23 protein-coding genes and 1 pseudogene are annotated in these 23,344 nt (G+C 69.7%); 16 read left to right on the top strand and 8 right to left on the bottom strand.

All coding sequences use genetic code 11. The features are described from left to right. Positions 1 to 23: 23 nt before the first annotated feature. The 8 genes from ACWCRJ_RS30925 (at position 24) to ACWCRJ_RS30890 (ending at position 5,401) form a co-directional block, all read left to right on the top strand. Positions 24 to 542 (top strand): hypothetical protein, encoded by a 519-nt coding sequence (locus ACWCRJ_RS30925; RefSeq protein WP_450942394.1) that lies wholly within the window; start codon positions 24 to 26, stop codon positions 540 to 542. A gap of 73 nt (positions 543 to 615) precedes the next feature. Continuing rightward, on the top strand, positions 616 to 1,323 hold the full coding sequence (gene thyX / locus ACWCRJ_RS30920) for an FAD-dependent thymidylate synthase (protein ID WP_450942393.1): 708 nt from the start codon (positions 616 to 618) through the stop codon (positions 1,321 to 1,323). A gap of 237 nt (positions 1,324 to 1,560) precedes the next feature. Beyond that, the gene (locus ACWCRJ_RS30915; RefSeq protein WP_450942392.1) at positions 1,561 to 1,968 is read left to right on the top strand and encodes a hypothetical protein; all 408 of its coding nucleotides are present in this window, start codon (positions 1,561 to 1,563) and stop codon (positions 1,966 to 1,968) included. 14 nt (positions 1,969 to 1,982) lie between these two features. Beyond that, on the top strand, positions 1,983 to 3,791 hold the full coding sequence (locus ACWCRJ_RS30910; protein ID WP_450942391.1) for a DNA polymerase: 1,809 nt from the start codon (positions 1,983 to 1,985) through the stop codon (positions 3,789 to 3,791). A 9-nt stretch (positions 3,792 to 3,800) separates the two neighbouring features. Further along, positions 3,801 to 4,079, top strand: a complete 279-nt coding sequence (locus ACWCRJ_RS30905) for a hypothetical protein (RefSeq protein WP_450942390.1) — start codon at positions 3,801 to 3,803, stop codon at positions 4,077 to 4,079. Continuing rightward, positions 4,076 to 4,447 (top strand): SLOG family protein, encoded by a 372-nt coding sequence (locus ACWCRJ_RS30900; protein WP_450942456.1) that lies wholly within the window; start codon positions 4,076 to 4,078, stop codon positions 4,445 to 4,447. The genes ACWCRJ_RS30905 and ACWCRJ_RS30900 overlap by 4 nt, the downstream gene beginning before the upstream one ends. 326 nt (positions 4,448 to 4,773) lie before the next feature. Continuing rightward, positions 4,774 to 4,947 (top strand): hypothetical protein, encoded by a 174-nt coding sequence (locus ACWCRJ_RS30895; protein ID WP_450942458.1) that lies wholly within the window; start codon positions 4,774 to 4,776, stop codon positions 4,945 to 4,947. Continuing rightward, on the top strand, positions 4,895 to 5,401 hold the full coding sequence (locus ACWCRJ_RS30890; RefSeq protein WP_450942455.1) for a deoxycytidylate deaminase: 507 nt from the start codon (positions 4,895 to 4,897) through the stop codon (positions 5,399 to 5,401). The genes ACWCRJ_RS30895 and ACWCRJ_RS30890 overlap by 53 nt, the downstream gene beginning before the upstream one ends. Positions 5,402 to 5,463: 62 nt before the next feature. On the opposite strand, the gene ACWCRJ_RS30885 is transcribed toward ACWCRJ_RS30890, so the two are convergent. Further along, positions 5,464 to 7,110 (bottom strand): recombinase family protein, encoded by a 1,647-nt coding sequence (locus ACWCRJ_RS30885; protein ID WP_450942389.1) that lies wholly within the window; start codon positions 7,108 to 7,110, stop codon positions 5,464 to 5,466. Positions 7,111 to 7,178: 68 nt separating this feature from the next. Between ACWCRJ_RS30885 and ACWCRJ_RS30880 the strand changes: the two are divergent. Beyond that, positions 7,179 to 7,667 (top strand): annotated as a pseudogene (locus ACWCRJ_RS30880) (CBS domain-containing protein); the annotation flags it as partial. Positions 7,668 to 8,300: 633 nt separating this feature from the next. Here ACWCRJ_RS30880 and ACWCRJ_RS30875 read toward each other — a convergent pair. After that, positions 8,301 to 8,744, bottom strand: a complete 444-nt coding sequence (locus ACWCRJ_RS30875; RefSeq protein ID WP_450942454.1) for a hypothetical protein — start codon at positions 8,742 to 8,744, stop codon at positions 8,301 to 8,303. Positions 8,745 to 9,040: 296 nt separating this feature from the next. Between ACWCRJ_RS30875 and ACWCRJ_RS30870 the strand changes: the two genes are divergently transcribed. The 3 genes from ACWCRJ_RS30870 to ACWCRJ_RS30860 all read left to right on the top strand — a co-directional run bounded on the left by ACWCRJ_RS30870 (position 9,041) and on the right by ACWCRJ_RS30860 (position 12,192). Beyond that, on the top strand, positions 9,041 to 10,651 hold the full coding sequence (locus ACWCRJ_RS30870; RefSeq protein ID WP_450942388.1) for an aromatic amino acid ammonia-lyase: 1,611 nt from the start codon (positions 9,041 to 9,043) through the stop codon (positions 10,649 to 10,651). Beyond that, positions 10,651 to 11,511: a MurR/RpiR family transcriptional regulator gene (locus ACWCRJ_RS30865; RefSeq protein ID WP_450942387.1), complete on the top strand. Its 861-nt coding sequence runs from the start codon at positions 10,651 to 10,653 to the stop codon at positions 11,509 to 11,511. Before ACWCRJ_RS30870 ends, ACWCRJ_RS30865 begins: the two co-directional genes overlap by 1 nt. Before the next feature lie 114 nt (positions 11,512 to 11,625). Next, on the top strand, positions 11,626 to 12,192 hold the full coding sequence (locus ACWCRJ_RS30860) for a hypothetical protein (RefSeq protein WP_450942386.1): 567 nt from the start codon (positions 11,626 to 11,628) through the stop codon (positions 12,190 to 12,192). Positions 12,193 to 12,278: 86 nt separating this feature from the next. On the opposite strand, the gene ACWCRJ_RS30855 is transcribed toward ACWCRJ_RS30860, so the two are convergent. The 6 genes from ACWCRJ_RS30855 to ACWCRJ_RS30830 form a co-directional block, all read right to left on the bottom strand. Continuing rightward, positions 12,279 to 13,004: a lipoprotein gene (locus tag ACWCRJ_RS30855; protein WP_450942385.1), complete on the bottom strand. Its 726-nt coding sequence runs from the start codon at positions 13,002 to 13,004 to the stop codon at positions 12,279 to 12,281. A gap of 182 nt (positions 13,005 to 13,186) precedes the next feature. After that, on the bottom strand, positions 13,187 to 13,561 hold the full coding sequence (locus tag ACWCRJ_RS30850; protein ID WP_037692964.1) for a roadblock/LC7 domain-containing protein: 375 nt from the start codon (positions 13,559 to 13,561) through the stop codon (positions 13,187 to 13,189). A gap of 14 nt (positions 13,562 to 13,575) precedes the next feature. Beyond that, on the bottom strand, positions 13,576 to 14,178 hold the full coding sequence (locus ACWCRJ_RS30845) for a roadblock/LC7 domain-containing protein (RefSeq protein ID WP_450942384.1): 603 nt from the start codon (positions 14,176 to 14,178) through the stop codon (positions 13,576 to 13,578). Positions 14,179 to 14,215: 37 nt separating this feature from the next. Continuing rightward, a complete protein-coding gene (locus ACWCRJ_RS30840) occupies positions 14,216 to 15,274 on the bottom strand; it encodes a hypothetical protein (protein ID WP_450942383.1) in 1,059 nt (352 codons plus the stop codon). After that, the gene (locus ACWCRJ_RS30835) at positions 15,271 to 15,669 is read right to left on the bottom strand and encodes a hypothetical protein (RefSeq protein WP_037692967.1); all 399 of its coding nucleotides are present in this window, start codon (positions 15,667 to 15,669) and stop codon (positions 15,271 to 15,273) included. The genes ACWCRJ_RS30840 and ACWCRJ_RS30835 overlap by 4 nt, the downstream gene beginning before the upstream one ends. Before the next feature lie 382 nt (positions 15,670 to 16,051). Further along, complete coding sequence (locus tag ACWCRJ_RS30830; protein ID WP_450942382.1) at positions 16,052 to 17,545, bottom strand: diaminopimelate decarboxylase; 1,494 nt, start codon at positions 17,543 to 17,545, stop codon at positions 16,052 to 16,054. A 156-nt stretch (positions 17,546 to 17,701) separates the two neighbouring features. Between ACWCRJ_RS30830 and hutU the strand changes: the two genes are divergently transcribed. The 4 genes from hutU to hutI are packed head-to-tail and all read left to right on the top strand — an operon-like array spanning position 17,702 to position 23,317. Then, positions 17,702 to 19,366, top strand: coding sequence for a urocanate hydratase (hutU, locus tag ACWCRJ_RS30825; RefSeq protein WP_450942381.1), 1,665 nt, complete (start codon positions 17,702 to 17,704; stop codon positions 19,364 to 19,366). Continuing rightward, positions 19,363 to 20,667 (top strand): allantoate amidohydrolase, encoded by a 1,305-nt coding sequence (locus tag ACWCRJ_RS30820; RefSeq protein WP_450942380.1) that lies wholly within the window; start codon positions 19,363 to 19,365, stop codon positions 20,665 to 20,667. The genes hutU and ACWCRJ_RS30820 overlap by 4 nt, the downstream gene beginning before the upstream one ends. Continuing rightward, positions 20,664 to 22,013 carry a formimidoylglutamate deiminase gene (locus ACWCRJ_RS30815; protein WP_450942379.1) on the top strand — a complete coding sequence of 450 codons (1,350 nt, stop codon included), beginning with the start codon at positions 20,664 to 20,666 and terminating at the stop codon, positions 22,011 to 22,013. The genes ACWCRJ_RS30820 and ACWCRJ_RS30815 overlap by 4 nt, the downstream gene beginning before the upstream one ends. Continuing rightward, on the top strand, positions 22,010 to 23,317 hold the full coding sequence (gene hutI, locus ACWCRJ_RS30810) for an imidazolonepropionase (protein WP_450942378.1): 1,308 nt from the start codon (positions 22,010 to 22,012) through the stop codon (positions 23,315 to 23,317). Before ACWCRJ_RS30815 ends, hutI begins: the two co-directional genes overlap by 4 nt. The last annotated feature ends 27 nt before the right edge of the window (positions 23,318 to 23,344 follow it).

Below are 23,344 nucleotides of genomic sequence, written 5' to 3'. Positions count from 1 at the left end.
CAGACCCAACCGGAGTGAGCTGCATGAGCTTCCCGAACCCGTTCGATGGCCCCTCTCCCTGGGGCGAACAGGAAACTCCAAAGGAGACCACGCCTATGACCCAGAACGCTGTGACCGCTTCCACTGCGAACAAGTTCAAGATCGGCCTGACCTTCAAGGCCGCAGCCGGATACGACGCCGAATGGATCACTCCGACCGTCTACGGAGAGACCGCCGAAGAGGTGGCAGTCAACGCAGTGGACGTGATGAAGGCCCTTGCCGACAAGGGCGTCATCGACCTTGCTGCACTTGCGGCAAAGAAGGTGCGGGAGACCCACCAGCCGACCGCCGGCAAGGGGGGCAACTCGGCACCCAAGACCTTCCAGGGCGGCAAGGTCCAGACACAGAGCGCCCCGGCGCCGGATAACGACTCCTGCTCCCACGGCCGGACTCTGCGGGAGGGGCAGGGCGCCAAGGGCGCTTGGGCCGCGCTGTTCTGCAACGCGCCGAAGGGCTCGCAGTGTGACCCGCTCTGGCGGCAGAAGGACGGCTCTTTCTCGTAAGGGCTGACCGCTCGTACAAGGCACCTCAGGGGGCCGGGGATTCCTCGGCCCCCTTTCCTTTTGGAGTCATTCAATGGCGGACATCTCCATGCGGTCTGACGTAACCGTGAAGCTGGTCAACGTATCGGCCAGTGACGCAATGGTTGCAAAGGCTGCACGAGTCTCGACCATCGGCAAGCAGTCGACTGCTGACGGTCTGCCGACCGAGGGTCTTATCAACTTCCTGATGCGAGACAGGCACGGGAGCCCTTTCGAGCACAACTCATTCACCTTCCTTGTAGAGGCCCCGATCTTCGTTGCCCGCGAGCACATGAGGCACAGGGCGGGGTGGAGCTACAACGAGGAATCCGGAAGGTACAAGGAACTAGAGGGCGTCTTCTACAAGCCTGCGGCTGAAAGGAACCTCGTTCAGGTCGGCAAGGCGGGCGCCTATCGGTTCGAGCCTGGGAATGAGGCACAGAAGCACGTGGTTGAGCGTGACTTCTACTCGGCCTATGCATGGGCCTTCCAGCACTACACAGGGATGCTCAACCGTGGCATTGCCCGTGAAGTGGCTCGGATGGTTCTCCCGGTCGGCATCTTCACGTCGTACTACGCGACGTGCAATGCGCGGTCCCTCATGCATTTCCTGAGTCTCCGAACCATCTCCGAGGATGCCCAATACCCCTCGTTCCCTCAGCGGGAAATTGAGATGGTCGCAGAGAGGATGGAACGCGAGTTCCACATGTCGATGCCTCACACCCATGCCGCCTTCATCAAGCACGGTCGCGTAGCGCCGTAAAGGGGGTACGGGGGGATCAGGAAACTACTTGACCTCTATTGCTGCCAGGGGGGAGCAAGTAAGGGGTACCGCGACGCGGGCTTTGAGGTGGTGGGCGTTGACATTGCTCCGCAACCTCGTTACCCGTACGAGTTCCTACGGGCCGAAGCGATTCAATTCCTACTCACATATGGGCATCGATTCGACCTCATCCACGCTTCTCCGCCGTGTCAGCTCTACAGCAAGACACAGCGAATCATGCAGAACGAGCACCCGGACCTTTTGGGCCCTACTCGCGACGCTCTTAACGCCGTGGGCGTGCCTTGGGTGATTGAGAACGTGATGGGGGCCGAACCGGAGATGCATGACCCTGTGCTCTTGTGTGGCGCGTACTTCGGACTCAACACCTATCGCCATCGACTCTTTGAGTCGGGCGGGTGGGAGTTGAAGGAACCACACCACCCGGAGCACATAAGGCGCCAAACCAAGATGGGGCGCCGCCGAAAGCCCGACGAGATGGGAATTTACGTTGGGAACTTCATTGGCGTGGACGGCGCCAAAGAAGACCTAGGTGTTCCTTGGATGTCCCGCGAAGGGATTCGTGAGTGCATCCCGCCTGCCTACACGGAATATGTAGGAAAGGCGTTCCTTGAACAACTTCAGTAGACGGGGGAGGTCTCATGAAGCAGCTCGCTTATCGGCTCAAGGGTCAGCCGATCTCGATTCGCGTTGTCGAGTCTGAGGGGGACCTCTCTGCGTTTGAGGAGTTCATCTCTCGGCATCGAATCCTTGGGTTCGACACGGAGACAACCGGACTTGACTGGTGGGCCCCTGACTTCAGGTGCCGGCTGGCCCAGTTCGGTACGGGCTCAGAGACATGGGTAATCCCCGTGGATCTGGGCCCGGTCTTTGCCGAAGCCGTCCGCCGAGCCCTGCGCCGCCTTGAATGGCTCGTTGCCCATAACGGCACGTACGACCTTCACGTGGTCGAGCAGACCCTTGGAATCCCCATGGAGGAGCTTGCTCCGAAGATGTGGGACACCAGCCTTCTCGCGCACCTCGTTGACCCGAGGGCCGTGAAGGAGCGCGGTCCTGGTCTGAAGCTGGAGGAGCTGACCAAGTTCTACATCTGCGAAGAGACCGCAGATGAGGTCAAGGGCTCGATGACGTCCATTGCCAAGAGATACAAGACGACCAAAGAGAAGATTTGGAAGCTGGTAGAGCTGTTTGACCCGGACTTCTTGCTCTACGCAGGAATGGACCCGGCCCTTGCCTATCGGCTCTTCCAGATCCTCTATCGTCTCGTACCGTACCGCTCCAAAGAGCGGGGACTCATAGGCTGGGAACACCGACTCTCCCACGTCACGGCCAAACTTGAGCGAACTGGTTACATCATCGATGTTGAGTACGCCGAGATGCGGTGTGCTGAGCTGCTGGATGAACAGCAAAATTGGGAAGCAGTCGCGCACTCCTTTGGTGTCGAGAACCCCAACTCCAACCAGCAGCTCATTGAGGTGTTCCAGTCCCTCGGGGTGAAGCTCACGAAGCGAACCAAGCCGAGTAAGAATCACCCCAAGGGCCAATTGGCCATGGATGACGATGTTCTGTCTGGGCTGAAGCACCCTCTTGCCGATGCGGTAATCAAGTCGCGCAAGGCTGGGAAGTGGCGTAAGACGTGGTTTGAGAGAGCGCTGAACGGGCGAGGCCCCGATAACCGGGTACACGCGTCGATCAATTCTCTCCAGGCTCGAACGTCTCGTATGAGCATTTCCGGGAGCATCCCGGCACAGACATTCCCCTCGGGTGATGGCTATGTCCGAAACATGTTCTTGGCTGACGAAGGTCACGTCAGTTGCTCAATCGACTTCGGCAACATGGAGCTTCGTTACCTGGCGGCATTCTCTCGTGATCCCACGATGTTGGACGCCTTCCTCAATGGAAGGGACCTGCACCAGATCACGGCGGACGCTGCCGGCGTTCCCCGCAAGATCGGCAAGATGGCCAACTTCTTGACGGTCTATGGGGGCGGGTGGGGTGCTCTCATGGAGCAGGCCCATATTGACGAGGAAACCGCGAGGAAGGTACTCGACGCCTTCGCCGCTACATATCCGGGGGTTGGTGCCTTCGGTAGGCGACTGGCCGATGAAGCTCGTAAGACGGGCTTTGTCTACACGGCTACTGGGCGACGGCTGCCGGTTGACCCTGGCAAGTGGTTCAGGGCCTTGAATTACTTCATCCAGGGTGGAAGCCGTGACGTAACAGCTCGGGCCCTGCTGAAGCTCGACGCTGCGGGGTTCACCCCGTACATGCGCCTTCCGATTCACGACGAGATCGTTTTCTCGTTCCCGGAGAAGGAAGCGCGTGACATGGCGCGAGATGCCGCCAAGATCATGGAGTTCCCTGTTCAGGGTCTCCTCATTCCGGCTGATGCGGAAATTGGTGGACGCTCCTGGGGGAGCGTTCTGGAACTTGAAGAAAGCAAGCACTAGGGGGATTTGATGAGCGAGAACGAGAACCAGAACGAGCCGGGCGAGATCGAAGCCGCGGGCTCGTTCGAGGAGCTGATTTCCGGCATCGAGTCGCAGATGAACGCCGCCCGTCTGCACAAGCAGGGCGCCTATGCCGTCACTGCTGCCCGCATCTCCGGGACTGTCCTCACTGAGGCCATGGCGTCCGGTGTTCCTCACGACCTCGCAAAGGAGATGGCGGGCGACACGTGGAACACCATCATGGGCCTGTCTCCCGTTGAGTACGTACAGACTGACGCGGAAGTCTGAGGCTTCTCGTAACCGGCTCCCGCACATGGACTGACGCAGCCCTCTTGGAGGGTGTCATAGGTGAGGTGCTGTGGCTCGGCAGGTATAGGCCCCGTGACGTTCTACTCGTTCATGGGGCCTGTCCTCGGGGGGCTGATGCCCTAGCCGACCGTTTTGCCCACGAGATCGGAATGAGCGTCTGCCGACACCCAGCCGAATGGGGTGCCTATGGCAAGCGAGCGGGGTTCCTCCGCAACGCGGAGATGGTCAGTGCTGGGGCTGATCTCTGTTTCGCCTTCATCAGGGACGGCAGTGCGGGCGCCTCTATGACCGCAGACCTTGCCGTCAAGTCAGGGATACCAACTCACATCTTTACCCAGGGGGATTGATGGCTTCCGAGATGGAAGAGCGCTGTGAGCCGTGGAGAGACGGACTGAAAGGACTGCCGTATGCCTCTATCGTTCCTGATCGCAGTCCAGTGCTGAAGTACCACAATGGGCTTCATAGGGCAAAGTCTGCTGTCGCCTATGAGCGCCCTTCTCGCTACAACTCTCTAACCCGAGAGTTCGAATATCGGGGTGTACGGGGCGGTGAGGTCTACGAACGTGACGGGAACTCTTGGCGCCTCCTTCATCGAGTTGAGGCGGGGACTCTGCCTGAAGACCTTCCTTGGAGGGGTGGGGAATGATCGATATCGAAGACATGGAGATGGACTGTGAGTGAGGCTCTTCGGGCGTTCCTCACGGAACTGTCAGACCTGACAACGAAGTACGGGTTCGTCATTGAGGGCGACGGAACGAGCGATGGATATACGGGGTTCGCAGTTGTCCGGGGGAATGGAGTCAGGCGAGACCTCGTCCATGACGGAGAGCGGTACGACGCCTACTGAGCGCCCGTCCTGGGACGTGTGGGCGCTCGGCATAGCTGACGCTGTGGCACCTCGGGGGGACTGCACCAGATCACGTGTTGGTGCGGTCCTCCTGGACCGTAGGCGCCGTGTAGTCATGTCGGGGATGAACGGGACTGTCCCCGGCGAGAGAGGTTGTCTAGCGGGCGCCTGTCCACGAGGACGGCTGACGTACGAGCAGGTCCCCGCCGGCAGCGATTACGGGAACTGCATTGCGATCCATGCGGAAGAGAACTTGTTGATCAACGCCAGGCGTGAAGACCTGGAAGGCGGCACGGTCTATGTAACCCGTGCCCCGTGCTACCGGTGCTTGCCTCGCCTCAAAGCGGCAGGGGTCTTCCGGGTGGTCTGGCGTACGGAAACGGGCTGGGAAGCCAAGGTGTTGGACTGGGGGAAGTATGACTCTGGAGGAATGGGTAAGGCGGGAGCTGGATAAGCTCCCGCCCTTCTCGGAGGAACAGGACCGAGACCTTCGTCAGATCCTCGGTCTCTCGGACATCACTTCCGGGGAATGACCCTCAACAGGTTGGGATCGAAAGGCGCCTTCCTGGAGCGTCCTTCCGGAAGCGGCATGATGATGACGGCCCGGAGGATCTTCCCTATAGCCATCCTCTTCTGAGTGAGGTCCATGGGGGGAATCTTCTTCTTCGGGTCCCCGTACCACCGTGACCGATCCCATCCATTGAAGGCATTTGTCTCGGCAACCGCTACGGCGTGCTCTTCCCGGTCTTGCTCAAGCCCCTTGATTTTGTCGTCAAGGCCGGGAAGTAGCTCATAGAACGAGTCATCATCAATGCCACCCTCCATCCACTTGGATGTGAGGGCCTTTTTCTTTTCCTTGATTTGCTTCAGAAGTTCCGCGCCCTCCCAAGGTGTCTCCTTCTTAGGGACAGTCTTGTACCGGGCTTCCAGAGCAGCTACAACCAAAGCCTCAAGGTGTGCGTCCACTTCTTTTCCGTTCCGGGCGACGCCACCACACCCAAGCTCGTTGCACACGTACTCATGCATGTCAGGGTCTTTCTTGGTGGGGCGACGGGTTCCCCCAATCTTGGTGTGGCACATGACGTCAACGGGAATGTTCCCGCAGCGGAGGTACCCGCTGAACAGGTATTTGCGTGCTCGACCCTCAGGCGGACCAGGGTTCTTCCCCCCGCCGTTGGTCAATCTGCTTCCTGTTCTAGCGCCCCTCTGCTTCGAGAGGTTGCAGATGTATCGCCACTCTTCCGGGGTACCGATGGTTTCCCACTGGCCGACAACGGGGTTTCCCTCCTTGTCGACTACCAGCTTTCCGTGAATCTGTCGGTAGCCATAGTTTGTGGCATTGGTGAGATACTGGCGGACGGTTTCGCCGCTCCAATCCGCTCCACTGGCACCCACTACGCCGCGCTCACGAAGTCGCAGGGCAATGGTTTTCCATGCCGCGCCTTCCATAGCCCATTTCTTCATTTCTACGGCCCAATAGCCCTCTTCGGGGTCAAGTTTCTCGTTGACCTTCCGACCCTTGAGAGGGTCCTGAGGCAGGTACCCAAAGCGTCGACGGCCACCGGGCGTGGTGCCGTCCTGTGCCCTGCGGTTGATGTTGCGAGTGATGCGCTCCTTGGTCTTGGTGACTTCTCCCTCAGAGACACCGGAGTTGACCAGGCCCACGATGTTCCCGCCGACGCTGGCAATGTCGTACTCCTTGCCTCGCTCAACGAAGATCCCATCTCCAGCCGTGATCACGGCCCGGCGAAACCGGATGTAGTCCTCAGGGAGGCGCCACACACGCTCGTGCTCGGTCGCGACGATGGCGCGGACAGGGAACCCCTCCGGGACCTTGCGGTGAAGGAGCGCCTTCGTCATCTCCAGGAAGGCGGGCCGGACAACCTCCGGGTCAGCCGCAGTGATGTTGTTGTCTTCGTAGAAGCGGACGATGGCGATGTTGTGGGCCGCGCCGGACTCCTCGTTGCCCTCGTGCTGGTGGCGGACGCCCCGGCCCTTCTCCTTCGACAGGGCTTGCGTGGCCGACCGAACCGCCTGGTCCCCACTGATGCGGGCGTAGTCGAGGCCGGGCACCCTGCCGTCTAGCCACTCCTCGAACGTCATGCCCTGCTGGATTGCCCGCACAAGCTCCGGGTTGAGGTAGCTCTTCGAGCTGCCCGCCATCGTTCCTCCCCTTGGTCTGCTACCCATAGGTTGCCTGCCGGGTGCCCCGGCAGGCAACTTACTTGTCCTACGGTTCACAGATTGACTTAGACGAGTGGATGGCCGACTACGGCTTCCTGGAGGACGAGGGGCCGAGCGCGCGCGTCGCCGACGTCCTGAACGACAAGGTGCACGGCGCCATCCCCTCCCTCGTCCACATGCACCCGGACGAGACGGTCGGCCAGGCCATCGAGGTGCTGCGCGAGTACGGCGTCTCGCAGATGCCGATCGTGAAGCCCGGCGCCGGTCACCCGGACGTCATGGCCGCCGAGGTGGTCGGGTCCGTCGTCGAACGGGAGCTGCTGGACGCCCTGTTCACCCAGCGCGCCTCGCTCGACGACCCGCTGGAGAAGCACATGTCGGCACCGCTGCCGCAGGTCGGCTCCGGTGAGCCGGTGGGCGACCTGATGACCGTGCTCGGCAGGGCGGACGCGGCGATCGTGCTGGTCGAGGGCAAGCCGACCGGTGTCGTCAGCCGGCAGGACCTGCTCGCGTTCCTCGCCAAGGGCGGGGTGTAGCGGCCGGAGTGGCGTTCGGCGGACGTGCCGGACACCGAACGTGCCGGAGCCGGACGCGGGACGTGCCGGACGCCGGACGTGCCGAACGCCGAACGGGCCGGAGTCGAACGCGGGACGTGCCGGACGCGGGACGTGCCGGAGCCGGACGCGGGACGTGCCGGACGCCGGACGTGCCGGACGCGGGACGTGCCGGACACCGAACGTGCCGGAGTCGAACGCGGGACGTGCCGGACGCCGGACGTGCCGAACGCGGGACGTGCCGGAGGCCGGACGCGGCGACGAAATGCCCGCAAAGGGCCCCCTGTGTCGAAAATTGTTGCGAGGCGGGGGTTTGACTTCGCAGAAGTGGTACGAGCGCGTCACGTCCGCGCAGCACTCGCTTAACACGGGTCCGGCACATTGGTGGATGTCGGCAGGGCGGGAGCGGCTCCCCGCCCCGGCCGACGACCGAAACGGCGTCAAGGACCTCCGGAGCGGCTCCCGGACCTCCATGGACGCCACGGACGCGTAAGCCCGGTCCTGACCCGGCCCGCGTCCCCCGCGGGGACCGCCGTCGTCCCGCCCCCCGTCACACGGGGGTGCGGCGGTCCCCGCGCAGATCTCTTCCGGACTCTTCCGGAAACCTCGTGCGGGTCACCCCTCCCAGTCCGTGTCGCCGCTCTTTCCCCCGCGCCGGCGCAGGGCCGACGAACCGCGCAGCGCCCAGGCCAGGTTCACGCCCACGATGCCCGCCCAGGTGACGAAGAGGCCGCGCAGGTCGGCCACGCCGCCGCCGATGCCGGACAGGGGGATGGCGACGACGAGCGAGACGACGCCGAAGCCGTAGCGCTCGCCCCAGCCGTCGGTCGACGTCGACTTGGGAGCGCTGCTGCCCCGGGCCACCACCATCTGCTGCTCGGCGACCTGACGCCGGACCCGGCGCTCCACCGCCCCGTCGATGCGCTGGTCGACCTTCTCCAGGAACGAGTCGACGAGCGCGGACTCGTAGTCCTCGCCCAGCTCCCGGCGGGCGTGCAGGGTGGCGGAGAGTTCCTTCTTTAGCTCGGTGTCCCCGAGCCGGGTGTCACGAGCATCCATACCGGTCATGCTCTTCACGGTAGGGAGCCGGGGGGTGCCTGGCACTGGGGTTAGCCCCCCTGTTGGCGCACCGGTATGCCTGCGTGGCCCCGGCCCGCCCTCCCGGCGCGGTCGTCGCTCTCGCCCGTCCCTGCCCGCCCCTTCCTGTGCCGGGTTCCAGGTGGTGCCCGGCGATCACCGCCCGGCATTCCCTGCCCGGCATCTCTTGCCCCGCCTGTATAGCCTCATGCAGAGTTCTCAGTGTCTGAATATCCGGTGTCTGAGCGCCCGGTGTCCGTACGGGGCTGGAGGCTGCGGTGAAGTCCTCTCCGATCGTGGGCGCGTCGGACGCCCCCGCCGTCGCCGTGGCGGCCGTTCCGGCCGGTCTCGTCGTCCTCGACGGGCATGCCGTCGGGGTCGCCGACATCGTCCGGCTCGCCGACGGGAGCGCGCGGCCCGTGCCCGGCAGTGAGGCGATGCGCCGGGTCGAGGAGTCCTGGGACGCGGCCCGGCAGATCGCGGCGACCGGACGGGTGTACGGCCGCTCCACCGGCGTCGGCGCCAACCGCAGCGAGGACGTGCCCACCGAGGCCGCCGCCGAACACGGTCTGCGGCTGTTGCGCAGTCACGCCGGGGCCATCGGGGAGGAACTGCCCGCCCGGCAGGTCCGGGCCATGCTCGCCGTCCGCGCCAACCAGCTGCTCGCGGGCGGCGCCGGGCTGCGGCCGAGCGTGGTCACGTCGCTCTGCGAGGCGCTGGAGAGCGGGGCGTACCCCGTGGTGAACGAGTTCGGTTCCGTCGGGACGGGGGACATCGCGGCGCTGGCCCAGATGGGGCTGGCACTGGCGGGGGAGCACCCGTGGCGCGGGCCGGGGGTGGGCGGGGCACGGGCGGGCGGGGCGGCCGGGGCGCGGTTCGAGGCCGGCTCCGGGGTGCCCGAGGCGCAGCCGCTCGACAACAACGACGCCCTCGCGCTGATCAGCAGCAACGCGCTCACCCTCGGACAGGCCGCGCTCGCGCTCCACGAGTTGCGGGGCCTGATCGCCGCCACGCAGGTCGTCGCCGCGCTGTCGCTGCTCGCCGTCGACGGCTCGCACGAGGCGTACGCGGCGCCCGTGCACGTCGCGCGCGCCCACCGGGGGTCGCGCGAAGTGGCCCGGCGCATGCGGGAGCTGATCGGGGCGTCCGACCGGCCCACGCCCCCGCTGGGCCGTATCCAGGACCCGTACGGCTTCCGGTGCCTGCCGCAGATCCACGGGCCCGCGCTGGACGCGGCGGACGCGCTGGAGGGCGTCCTGGAGATCGAGATCAACGCGGCGGCGGAGAACCCCCTGATCTGCCCCGAGGACATGGCCGCCTACCACCACGGCGGCTTCTACCAGGCCCAACTCGCCCTCGCCCTGGACCACTTCAGACTCGCCGTCACACAGGTGGCGCGGCTGTCGACCTCCCGGCTCTCCTCGCTCAACGAGCCCGCGTACACCCGGCTGCGCCCCTTCCTCGCCGACCACGAGCCCGCCTCCTCGGGCGTGATGATCCTGGAGTACGCCGCCGGAGCCGCCCTCGGTGATCTGCGGGCCTTCTCCGCGCCCGCGTCGCTCGGGCACGCTGTACTCTCCCGGGGCGTCGAGGAACAGGCCAGCTTCGCCTCGCTCGCCGCCCGGCAGACGCTGCGGGCGTGCGGCGCGTACCGGCTGGTCGTCGGCTGTGAACTGGTCGCCGCGGTGCGGGCGTTGCGCCAACGGGACCTGCGGCCGGATCCCGCACTGCCCGTCGGACGGGCGCTGGAACTGGCCGAGACCGTGCTCGACGCGGACCCGGCCGACCGGCCGCTGACGGCGGACGTGAGCGCGGCGGCCGTACTGCTCGACCGGTTCACCGAGATCTGGACGGACGTCCAGGCGGATCCACCGAGGGGGAGCGCGTGATGAGCGCGGACAAGGGCAGCGGCGTGACGGACAGTCCCGCCGCGCGGCTGCAGGCGCTCTTCGAGGGCCACCGGCTGACGCCCACGCAGCGGCGCATCGCCCACAGCATGGTGCGGCGGGCGGCCGACGCGCCGTTCCTGTCCAGCGTCGAGCTGGCGGAGCTGGCCGGGGTCAGCCAGCCGTCCGTGACGCGCTTCGCGGTGGCGCTCGGCTTCGACGGCTACCCGGCGCTGCGCCGGCACCTGCGGGACGTCGCGCCCGCCGAGCCCACCCCGGACACCACCGCGTACAACGAGTACCAGCAGGCCGTCGAGGCCGAGATCGAGAACCTGCGGCATCTGGCCGAGGTGCTCGCCGACCCCGGGCCGGTCGCGCGGGCCGGGCGTCTGCTGGCCGCGTCCCGCCCGCTGCCGGTGCTCGGACTGCGGGCCGCGGCCTCCCAGGCGTACGGCTTCGGCTACTTCGCCGCCAAGGTCCACCCCGACGTACGGCTGCTGCACGAGGGCGGCAGCATGCTGCACGACCGTATCGACGCCGCCGTACGCGCGGGCGCGAGCGCCCTGCTCTGCTTCGCGCTGCCCCGGCATCCGCGCGAGGTCGTCGAGACCCTGGCCTACGCCAAGGAGGCGGGCCTCTTCGTCGTCACCGTCGCCGACTCCGCGTTCGCGCCCGTCGCCAAGGTCTCCGACCTGCTGCTGCCCGCCGCCGTCGGCACCGGGCTCGCCTTCGACACCGCCTGCGCCCCGATGCTGCTGGGCCGGGTGCTCCTGGAGGCCATGTGCGACGACCTGCCGGAGGCCCAGGCCCGGCTGGAGGAGTTCGACGCGAGGGCGGCGAGCAGGGGCCTGTTCGTCGAGTAGCCCTCCCGGCCGGGAGTGATCCGGCGATCCCGGATTCTCAGACGCGTTTCACGTTCGCCGGATAACGTGCCCGCCACTGTCGTACGACGTCGGGTTCACGGGAGGCGGGGAAGCGTGGCGCGCGGAGGGCAGGGGCTTGCTCGGGTGGCCGTGGTGGTGCGGGCCGGAGCGGCGCCGCTGTGGTGGCTGGGAGTGGTCGCGGCGGGGGCCGGGGTGGTGCCGCCGGGGCTGACCGGCCGGCGGATCGGTGTGCTGGCCGGGGCGGCGCTGTTCCTCGTCGCCGCCGGCGCGGTGGCGTGGGCCCGGCGCGGCCGGTATCTCGCGCCGGAGCGCGCGGCCGTGCGCGCCGGCAAGCACGACGTCCTCCAGGACCGTGCCGTGACCCTGCGCAACTGGCGCCGGGGTCACCGCTGGTGGCTGCTGCTCGCCTTCGCGCTCGCCCTCGGCTCGTCCTTCGCGCTCCCCGCGGCGGGCGGCCTGCTCCTCGCCGGACTCGGCACCGGCCTCCGCCTCAAGGCGGCCTGGCTCGGCCGCCGTGAACTCGCCGCGGACCGGCTCCACTGGGTCCCCGTGGACCGGCTGTCCGCACGGGGCGGCGGGCCCACGGGCAAGCGGGTGGGCGGATACCGGGTCACCGGACTCGGCGCGGGTGACGCGGCGCCCGGGGGCGGGCGGCGGTAGACCGCCCCGCCGGGCGCCCGCCCGGCCCGGGCCCGGGTGTCGGGACGCGCCGCGGCTCCGCCCGAAAAACCGCCCGGGGCGGCTCGTCAGCCGGTGCTCAGGGTCCGCCTGGCCAGCTCGTACGCCGGGAGCATCTCCTCGTGTTCCTGGGTGTCGAGGCCGCCGAGGTGGACGACGACGGGGCCCTTCGGGGTGACCGTGAGGAAGGCCCGCTCCTTCTTGGTCTCCTCCAGGGCCTCGCTGGTGTAGAGGTACTCGACCTCGGCGCCGGAGACGCCCGAGTCCGAGGAGAACGCGCGGTACTGGGCCTTGCTGGTATTGCCCTCGGCCGCCACGAACTCCTTGAGCAGCGCCTTGGCGTCCCCGCCCTTCGCGCCCGCCCCGCCGGTCCAGACGCGGATGAAACCGATGTTCCCGGCGGGCTTGGCGTCGATCTCGCACGCGGCGGTGAACGGGCCCTGGTGCAGGAGCCCCTCGGCCAGCTCGGCCGCCAGGTCGTCCTCCTCGGAGCCGCTCCCACCGTCGGGCGCCCCGGTCTCGACGGCCTCCGGCCGCCACTTCTCGGCGGTCTCGAAGGTGACCGGCAGTTCGCAGGCGGAACCGGCCGGGCCGACGCTGCCGCCGCTCTTGACGGCGTCCGCCGACGACTCCGCCCCCGCTCCCGCTTCGGACCCTGTGTCCGCCGACCTGCCGGCGCTCGCCGACGGCTTCCCGCCGCCGTCCCCCGCCGAGTCCGAGCACCCCGTCAGCACCCCGGCAAGCAGCGCCAACTGAGCCAGCGCCGTCCCCCGTACCGCTCTGCCCACTGTCATCCTCTTCTCCTGGTTCAGGGCGGACACGGTAACGGAGAGGGACGGGCGGTGTTCGCACGGGTGTGCGGGATGGGGTGAGGTCGGCCCAGGTGGTGGCGGCTCGTGGCCGCCGGGAACGTGCTCGGCGGCGCTCCCCGGGTGGGGTGCGCCGCCAGAGCCCGGAGTCGGCTGGGTCGGCCGGGTCAGACCTCCAACTCCGCCTCGATCCGCTTCAGCTGGTGCCGGGCCATCGCCAGGTTGGCCCGCTTGGCGTCGAGGACCAGGTAGAGGAAGAGGCCGTTGCCGCCGCGGCCGGTGATCAGTCGGATCAGGTGGTACGCGTCGGACAGGGTGATCAGGATGTCCTCGATCTCGCCCTTGAGGCCGAGGTGCTCCATGGTGCGCAGCTTGGCGCGGACGACGTCGGTGTTCCCGGCGGCGGCGACGGTGAGGTCGAACCCCTTGCTGCCGCCGATCGTGCCCAGCGCCATGCCGCTGGTGTAGTCGACCAGGGCGGCGCCGGTCGCGCCCTCGATGGACGCGAGGGCCTCTTTCAGCGCGGTCTCGGTGTTGGTCATGGTGTGTGGTCCTTTCAACTCTCAGTGGTGGTGGGTGCGTTGGGAGTGGTTCGGGGGGTGGCGCGTGGGGTGGTGGCACGGGGGGTGCGGCGGGGCATGGTCGACCTGACCGTGGCCTTGGCCGGTGCCGGGGACGAGGCGGCGGTCGTGGCCGCGCTCGTGCTCGTGCTCGTCGTCCGGGCCACCGCGCGGGCCGGGTTCCGGGTGACCGGCCGGGCTTCGGGCGTGGCCGCCTCGTCCGGCCGGGGCGCGGCGTCCATCAGCTCACCGATCCGGCCGCCGGCCCGGCGGCCCTCCAGGTGCAGCCGGCCCACGTTGACCCGGTCCTGGGCCAGCAGGGTCAGCACCGCGGAGGAGCCCGCCGCGTACGTCGCCACATAGCCGTGGTCGCCGCGCAGCAGCAGTTCGCGCAGCTCGCCCCGGCCGGCGGTGTCCGTCATCCGTACGGCGACACCGAGGGCGGCGGCGGTGAGCGCCGCCAGGCCCTCCGGCTCCACACCGGGGGTGTCGTGGGCCAGGACCAGCCCGTCCACGCTGGCCGCGAGGGCGCCGGTCAGCTGGGGTACACGAGCCCTCAACCGGTGCAGTTCGTCGAGGACTTCGGCCTCCGCGGCCATGAGCAGTCTCCTCTCGGCGGGACGCTCCCGCTGCCGCTCAAAGGGCCTCCAGCGCATCCCTGAGCCTTTGCAGTAGAGCCACGTCGGGGTCTGTGGTGGTGAGGGGCCAAGGTGGGGCGACGGGTGGGATCCCGCCGCCGGCCGCGGGTCCGGCAGCCGCGTGACGGCCGGGATCGATCGGTGAGGTGAGGTGGTCGGGGCCGGGCGGTGGGGCGAGGTGGTCCGGGCCGGCCGGTGGGGCGAGGCGGTCCGGGCCGGGCGGTGGGGCGAGGCGGTCCGGGCCGGGCGGCGTGGTGGCGTGGCCGGGGTGGGTGGCGGGGGAGTGCTCGGGGTGGCCGGTGCGGGTGCGGTGGTCCGGGTCGGCCGGCACCGGTGGGGTTCTCGCCGGGCTGTGCCGGGTCGCGGATATCAGCCCCGCTGCCGCCAGCCGCCGTACGTCCACGAGGGTGTGGAAGGCCGGGCGCCCCAGGGCGAGGGAGATCTCGGCGGCCGTGCGCAGGCCGTTCACCTGGCCGAGTACGGCTCCCTGGCGGGCCGGGACCGGGGGGACGTGCCGGTCCGCGGCCCTGGTCAGCGGGGCGTCGTCCGTCTCCGGGTCGGGCCAGATGCGGTGCAGCAGGTCACGGCGGCGCCGGGCCTCGCGCTCCACGGCGGCCACCGGCACCGGACGGATCGGCCCCAGCCAGTGCGCGGCCCCGTAACGGAAGCTGGCCGGCGCGCTGCTCGGGGCCAGCACGAAGTACGCCGCGTCGAAGAGGGCCCCCACGTGGCACAGCTCCAGCGCACCCCGCGCGACCCGGCCGCTGTCCACGAGGAAGCGCCCGACCCGCAGCCCGGCCCCGGCCGTGTCGACCGCCTCCCGCCAGCCGTCGCGGTCCAGGACGCCGCCGGTGGCGAGCAGCACGTCGAGACCCGGGGAGCGGGGGCTCTCGGCGTGCACGACCTCCCCCTCGGAGAGGTACAGCGAGCCGGTCTCGCGCAGCAGTACGCCGGTGGCGCGCTCGGCGGCGAGACGGCTCAGCATCGGGGAGACGGCCTGCCGGAAGTGCTCGCCGCGCACGGGCAGCGGGGGCGCCGGTGTGGTGATCACGCTCATGCCAGCACCAGCCGTCCCGCCATCTCGCCGAGCCGGATCCGGGCCAGCGCGAGGTTGCCGTCCGAACGGGCCAGCCACAGGTGCAGGAACACACTGCTGTCGAACGTCGTCCGCACGAACCGCAGCACGTGGTACGTGTCCCGGTTGCTGACGATCAGGTCCTCGACCGGCAGATCCGCCCCGGACCAGTCCGAGCCCTCCTCCGGAGCGAACGCCCGGTGCTCCGCCGCGAGCCGCGCCAGTTCCGCCGCCTCCGCCGCGGTCGTCTCGTGGTCACCGCCGGGTGCCTCCCCGACCGTGCCCAGCGCCAGTCCGCTGGTCCAGTCGACCACCGCGGCGCCCAGGGCACCGGGCAGCCTCATGGCCTCCACCAGACACTCGTCGATTCCGGGCACCGTGGCTCCCCTCCTGCCTGCGGTTCGGCTGAGTGACGCAGACGCTACGCAACGTGTGCGCGAGGGGTGAGCGATCTGGCATTTTCCAGCGGAACATGCGGAAGGGCGACTAAGGTAGGCCGACTTGCCTGCTTTTCACCGCTGTTGGGAGCCGGGCGGTACGCCGGTGCGCTGAGGTGCGCCTATGCGGCAGGCCCGCATGCGGGGCGCGGACGAGGCGCCGGGTGTCCCTCATTCTGGGGGGCGTGAGGGGCGTACGAGTGGGTGCGCGACTCCCGGCCGGGCACCCCCGGGCGATCCAGGGGTGCGGGGGACCGCGCGACCGGCCACGACCGGCCCGCGCGGTTGCCGCACCACGGTCATCCCAGCCGGCGGTCGCCGGTCAGAGCCCCAGCAGCCCCGACCTCTCCGCTCCGCCAGCCTCGGCCACGATCTGCTCGACGGTCTGCGCCCGGCGCACCACCGCGAACCGCGTCTCCCCCTCCCCGGGCTCCCCGGGGGCGTACCCGTAGATCCCGGGCCGGGGCAGGGAGTTGTACGCGTAGTGGTGCGCGAAGTAGTACGCGCCGGTGTCCAGCGCGGCCGCGTAGTCACCCGGCTCGAACAACGGCAGCGAGCGCCCCTCGGCCAGCAGGTCCCCCGCGAAACAGGCGGGCCCCGCCACGTCCTGCACCGCCACCGGCCCGGTCTTCACCCGGCCCTTCGCGTCGTACGCGGCGATCCGCAGCGGCCAGGACCCGGGCGCGTACACCGTCCGCGTCGCCACCTGCACCCCGGCGTGCGTGACCGCGATGGCGCGCCCGCCGGCGCGCTTGGTGTACTCGACGCGGGCGACGATCGTCCCGTGCTTGGCGAGCAGTGACCTCCCGAACTCGGTCACCAGCCCGTACCGCCCGTCGAACAGCCCCGGCACCGCCTCCGCCAGCAGCCGTGCGTACTGCTCGTACGTCGGTGTCGCCGCCTCCGACGCGAAGTTCACCGGCAGCCCGCCGCCGATGTCGATCGTGTCGATCTGCCGCCGCCCGATCCGCCGGTTGATCTCCTCCGCCAGTTCGTACGTCTCGGTGATCCCCCGTGTCATCAGCGACAGCGGCATCCCCTGGGATCCGCTGTGCGCGTGCAGCCGGCTCAGCCAGGGCCGGTCCAGACACGCCTGGACGACCCACTCCCGGGCGCCCTCGTCCCGGAGCGCCACGCCGAACTTGGAGGTGGCCGTCGCCGTGGACAGCGCGTCGATCGCGCCCGAGCCGACCTGCGGGTTCACCCGGATGCCGACGGGGGAGCGGGTGGGGGCCGACCGGACGAGCGCGTCGATCCGGTCCAGCTCCTGCGGATTGTCCGCGTTGACCGCGATGCCCAGCGCCAGCGCCTCCCGCAGCTCGGCCGGGGTCTTGGCGGGCGAGTCCAGCACGGTGTGCCGGGGCGACACCCCGGCCGCCCGCGCCAGGGCCAGTTCCCCGGCACTGGCCACCTCCGCGCCGATGCCCGCCTCGCGCAGCAGCCGCAGCACGGGCACCAGCGGCGTCGCCTTCACCGCGAACGCGTGCAGCACGGGCGTCCCGGGCGCCGTCACCGCGTCGAACGCCCTGCGCAGCGCTCCCGCCGAGGCCCGGATCCCGGTGACGTCGAGGAGCGCGACGACCGGGGTGCCGGGGGAGAGCAGCCCCTGCTCCACGGCCGCCCGCACGGCCTCGTCCCGCCGGGCGGCCCGCTCGCCGTCGGTGTCGAACAGTCGCAATGTGGGCTCGCCGTCCCCGTTCTGCCCGTCGATGCGCTCCTCCTGTGCCTCGCTCCGGTGCCGGGGGCGGTCCCCGGCGGCCCCCTCGTGCCGGGTGGTGGGCCTCTCCCCGCCGGTCCCGTTCGTCACGTCTCCCATCCCGTCCCCCGCTGTCGTGTCGTCGTCCGAGCCCAGAGGGCCACTGTCTCCAGCCAAACACCCCTGGCGTGCCGTCGCTGGTCCTACGGCTGTATTGACTAGCTCTATTCAGCAAGTCAGGATGTGAATAGTTGCTGTATAGCGAGGAGGCAGACCGTGTCAGGACCCCGCCCCGTTCGAGCGCCGCGCGGTACGGAACTCAGCACCCTGGGCTGGCAGCAGGAAGCCGCCCTGCGCATGCTGCAGAACAACCTCGACCCCGAGGTCGCCGAGCACCCCGACAAGCTCGTCGTCTACGGCGGCACGGGCAAGGCCGCCCGCGACTGGCGCTCCTTCGACGCCATGGTCCGCACCCTGCGGACCCTCAAGCAGGACGAGACCATGCTCGTCCAGTCGGGCCGCCCCGTCGGTGTCATGCAGACCCACGAGTGGGCGCCCCGTGTCCTCATCGCCAACTCCAACCTCGTCGGCGACTGGGCCAACTGGGAGGAGTTCCGCCGGCTGGAACAGCTCGGGCTGACCATGTACGGCCAGATGACCGCCGGTTCCTGGATCTACATCGGCACCCAGGGCATCCTCCAGGGCACCTACGAGACCTTCGCCGCCGTGGCCGCCAAGAAGTTCGGCGGCACCCTCGCCGGGACGATCACCCTCACCGCCGGCCTCGGCGGCATGGGCGGAGCCCAGCCCCTCGCGGTGACCATGAACGACGGCGTCGCGATCTGTATCGACTGCGACCCCCGTGCCATCGAGCGCCGCATCGAGCACCGCTACCTCGACGTGAAGGCCGACTCGCTCGACCACGCCCTCCAGCTGGCCGTCGAGGCCCGTGACGCACGCCGTCCGCTGTCCATCGGTGTCCTCGGCAACGCGGCCGACCTCGTCCCCCAGCTCCTCGCGATGGGCGCACCCGTCGACATCGTCACCGACCAGACCTCCGCCCACGACCCGCTGTCCTACCTCCCCACGGGCCTGGACTTCGACGACATGGCGTCCTACGCGGCGAAGGACCCGGCCGGGTTCACCACCCGCGCGCGTGAGTCGATGGCCCGGCACGTCGAGGCCATGGTCGGCTTCCAGGACGCCGGCGCCGAGGTCTTCGACTACGGCAACTCCATCCGCGGCGAGGCCCAACTCGCGGGATACGAGCGGGCGTTCGCCTTCCCCGGCTTCGTCCCCGCCTACATCCGGCCCCTCTTCTGCGAGGGCAAGGGCCCCTTCCGCTGGGCCGCCCTCTCCGGCGACCCCGCCGACATCGCCAAGACCGACCGGGCGCTCCTGGACCTGTTCCCGGAGAACGAGTCCCTCCACCGCTGGATCAGGATGGCCGGCGAGCGCGTCCACTTCCAGGGCCTGCCGGCCCGCATCTGCTGGCTCGGCTACGGCGAGCGGGACAAGGCCGGCGAGCGGTTCAACGACATGGTGGCCTCCGGTGAACTCGCGGCCCCGCTGGTCATCGGCCGCGACCACCTCGACTCCGGTTCCGTCGCCTCCCCCTACCGCGAGACCGAGGCCATGCTCGACGGCTCCGACGCGATCGCCGACTGGCCGCTGCTGAACGCCATGGTCAACGTCGCCTCCGGCGCGTCCTGGGTGTCGATCCACCACGGCGGCGGCGTCGGCATGGGCCGCTCCCTCCACGCCGGGCAGGTCACGGTCGCCGACGGCACGAAGCTGGGCGGCGAGAAGCTCCGCCGGGTGCTCACCAACGACCCCGGGATGGGCGTGATCCGGCACGTCGACGCGGGCTACGACATCGCCGAGTCCGTCGCCGACGACCGGGGCGTACGTGTGCCGATGCGCGAGGGTGAGGACGCGTGACCCAGCGCGCAGGGGGGCGCGGCGGCAGCACCCCGACGGGGACCGACGCCGAGCGCTCCCCCCGGCCCGTCACCGGTGGCGCCTCCTTCCACGAGATGTGGCGCGACCTCGGGCCCATCGGCCGGCACCCCGGCTCCGGCGGCTACCGCCGCTTCGCCTGGACCGCCGCCGACGCCGACTGCCGGGCCTGGTTCGAGGAGCAGGCCCGGGACCGGGGACTCCACCACGAGGTCGACCGGAACGGCAACCAGTGGGCCTGGCTCGGCGACCCCGCCGCCGGGGACGCCGTGGTCACCGGGTCGCACCTCGACTCCGTGCCCGACGGCGGGGCCTTCGACGGGCCCCTCGGCGTCGTGTCCTCCTTCGCCGCGCTCGACGAACTCCGCGCCCGGGGCGCCCGGTTCGACAAACCGCTCGCCATCGTCAACTTCGGTGACGAGGAGGGCGCGCGCTTCGGGCTGGCCTGCGTCGGCTCACGGCTGGCCACCGGGCAGCTGACCGCCGAGCAGGCGGGACGGCTGACCGACGGGGACGGCGTCACGCTGCCCCGGGCGATGGAGGCCGCCGGCTACGACCCGGACGGCATCGGGCCCGATCCCGAACGCCTCGCGCTGATCGGGGCCTTCGTCGAACTCCACGTCGAGCAGGGGCGGGCCCTGGACCTGTCCGGGGACGCCGTCGGGATCGCCAGCGCGATCTGGCCGCACGGGCGGTGGCGGTTCGACTTCCGGGGCGAGGCGAACCACGCCGGGACCACCCGCCTCGTCGACCGCCGTGATCCCATGCTGTCGTACGCGGAGACCGTCCTCGCGGCCCGCCGGGAGGCACGGCTGGCCGGCGCCGTCGCCACCTTCGGCAAGATCTCCGTCGAGCCGAACGGCGTCAACGCCATCCCCTCCCTCGTGCGCGGCTGGCTCGACTCCCGCGCCGAGGACCAGGCGACACTGGACACGGTCGTCGGCGCCATCGAGGAGGCGGCCCGCGACTACGCCCAGGAGCACGGGATCGAACTGGACGTCGTCCGGGAGTCCTTCACGCCCGTCGTCGAGTTCGAACACGCGCTGCGCGACGAGATCGCCCGCATCCTGGGCCGGGACACGGCCGATCTGAAGGTGCCGGTGCTCGGAACCGGAGCCGGACACGACGCCGGGATCCTCTCCGGGACCGTCCCGACCGCCATGCTGTTCGTGCGCAACCCGACAGGCGTCTCGCACTCCCCGGCCGAGCACGCCGCCGAGGACGACTGCCTGGCCGGGGTGACCGCGCTCGCCGACGTACTGGAAGGGCTGGCCCGCAGGTGACGGAGACGACCTACTGGCTCGAACACGCCTGGCTCGGCACGAACGTCGAGCCGGGCGTCACCCTCACGGTGACCACCGGCGGCTCCGACGGCCGCATCACCGCCGTGCGTACCGGGACGCCCACCCCGCCCCCGGGCGCGGTCGTCCTGCGCGGCCTCACCCTGCCCGGCCTCGCCAACGCCCACAGCCACGCCTTCCACCGGGCCCTGCGCGGCACCGTCCAGGTCGGCTCGGGCACCTTCTGGACCTGGCGCGAGGTCATGTACCGGGTGGCGGACCGGCTGACCCCGGACACCTACCACGCCCTCGCGCGGGCCGTGTACGCGGAGATGGCGCTGGCCGGGATCACGGCGGTGGGCGAGTTCCACTACGTGCACCACGCCCCCGGCGGCACCCCGTACGCCGACCCGAACGCCATGGGTGAGGCCCTCGTCCAGGCGGCCGCCGAGGCGGGCATCCGGATCACCCTCCTCGACACCGCCTACCTCTCCGCCGGCTTCGGCAAGGCGCCCGACCACCACCAGCTCCGCTTCTCCGACGGCACGGCGGAGGCCTGGGCGGAACGCTGTTCAGTTCTCAAGGACCGGGATCACGCGCGGATCGGCGCTGCCGTGCACTCCGTACGAGCCGTGCCCGCCGGGCAGTTGGCGACCGTGGCGCGCTGGGCCGAGGAGCGGCGGGCCCCGCTGCATGTGCACCTGTCGGAGCAGACGGCGGAGAACGACGCCTGCCACGCGGCACACGGCCGCACCCCCGCCCAGCTCCTCGCCGACCACGGTGTGCTGGGCCCCCGCACGACGGGCGTCCACAACACCCACCTCACCGACGAGGACATCGCCCTCCTCGGCGACAGCGGCACCGGCACCTGTATGTGCCCCACGACCGAACGGGACCTCGCGGACGGCATCGGACCGGCCGTCGCCCTGCAACGCGCGGGCTCCCCGCTCTCCCTCGGCTCCGACAGCCACGCCGTCATTGACCTGCTCGAAGAGGCGCGGGCTATGGAGCTGAACGAGCGGCTGCGCACCCGTACGCGCGGTCACTGGACGGCGGCGGCCCTCCTGCGGGCGGCCTCGGCCGACGGCCACGCGGCGATCGGCTGGGACGACGCCGGCGCCCTGGAGACGGGCGCGCTCGCCGACTTCACCACGATCGCGCTCGACTCGGTCAGGACAGCGGGGCCGCTGCCACGGCTGGGCGCGGAGACGGCGGTATTCGCCGCGTCGGCAGCGGACGTGTCGCACACGGTGGTGGGAGGTCGGCACGTCGTACGGGACGGGGCGCACGCGCTCGTACCGGATGTGCCGAAAGCCCTCGCCGACGCCGTCGCGGCACTGCGCGGATGAAACCCGCCCGACCATCCGAGCGCCCGGCCCCCGGACCCGACCTCGACCCCGACCCCGAACCGACCGCCGACCAGGCAACCAAGGACGCCATGAGCAGCCCGACGACCGACAGCCCCGCCCACTCGGCGAGCACCGCCAGCACGCTCATCACCAACATCGCTGCCCTGGTCACCAACGACCCCTCCCTCGGCGACGGTTCCCCTCTCGGACTGATCCAGGACGCGGCCGTCGTCATCGACGGCGACCGCATCGCGTGGACCGGTGATCAGAGCAAAGCACCCGCCACTGACAATCGGGTCGACGCCGGTGGACGGGCGGTGATCCCGGGCTTCGTGGACTCCCACTCCCACCTCGTCTTCGCGGGCGACCGGACCGCCGAGTTCAACGCCCGCATGTCCGGCCGGGCCTACAGCGCGGGTGGCATCCGTACGACCGTCGCCGCCACCCGCGCCGCCACCGACGAGGAACTGGAGGCCAACCTCACCCGTTACCTCCGCGAGGCCCTCCGCCAGGGCACGACCACCTTCGAGACCAAGTCGGGCTACGGCCTGACCGTCGAGGACGAGGCGCGGGCACTGCGCATCGCCGCCCGGCACACGGACGAGGTGACGTACCTCGGCGCCCACATCGTCTCCCCCGACCACGCCGAGGACCCCGCCGCCTACGTCGCCCTCGTCACCGGCGAGATGCTCGACGCCTGCGCGCCGCACGCCCGTTGGATCGACGTCTTCTGCGAGAAGGGCGCCTTCGACGGCGACCAGGCCCGCGCGATCCTCACGGCGGGCCGGGCCAGGGGCCTGCACCCGCGCATCCACGCCAACCAGCTGTCGTACGGCCCCGGCGTCCAGCTCGCCGTGGAACTGGACGCGGCGAGCGCGGACCACTGCACCCACCTCACCGACGCCGACGTGGACGCCCTCGCGCACGGCCGGACGGTCGCCACCCTCCTCCCGGGCGCCGAGTTCTCCACCCGCGCCGAGTGGCCGGACGCGCGCCGGCTCCTCGACGCGGGCGTCACCGTCGCCCTCTCCACGGACTGCAACCCGGGGTCGTCCTTCACCTCGTCCGTCCCCTTCTGCGTCGCCCTCGCCGTAAGGGACATGGGGATGACACCGGACGAGGCCGTCTGGTCGGCCACGGCGGGGGGCGCGCGGGCGCTCCGCCGTGACGACGTCGGCCGGCTCACGCCGGGCGCGTACGCCGATCTCGCCCTGCTGGACGCGCCCAGCCACGTCCACCTCGCCTACCGTCCCGGGGTGCCGCTGGTCACGGGCGTGTGGCGCAGGGGCGTCCGCGTCGTCTGACCGGCACCGGATCGCACGGGGCTCGGA

The organism is Streptomyces sp. NPDC002324 (genome assembly GCF_053593335.1).
This window is presented reverse-complemented; position numbering and strand designations above follow the sequence as displayed.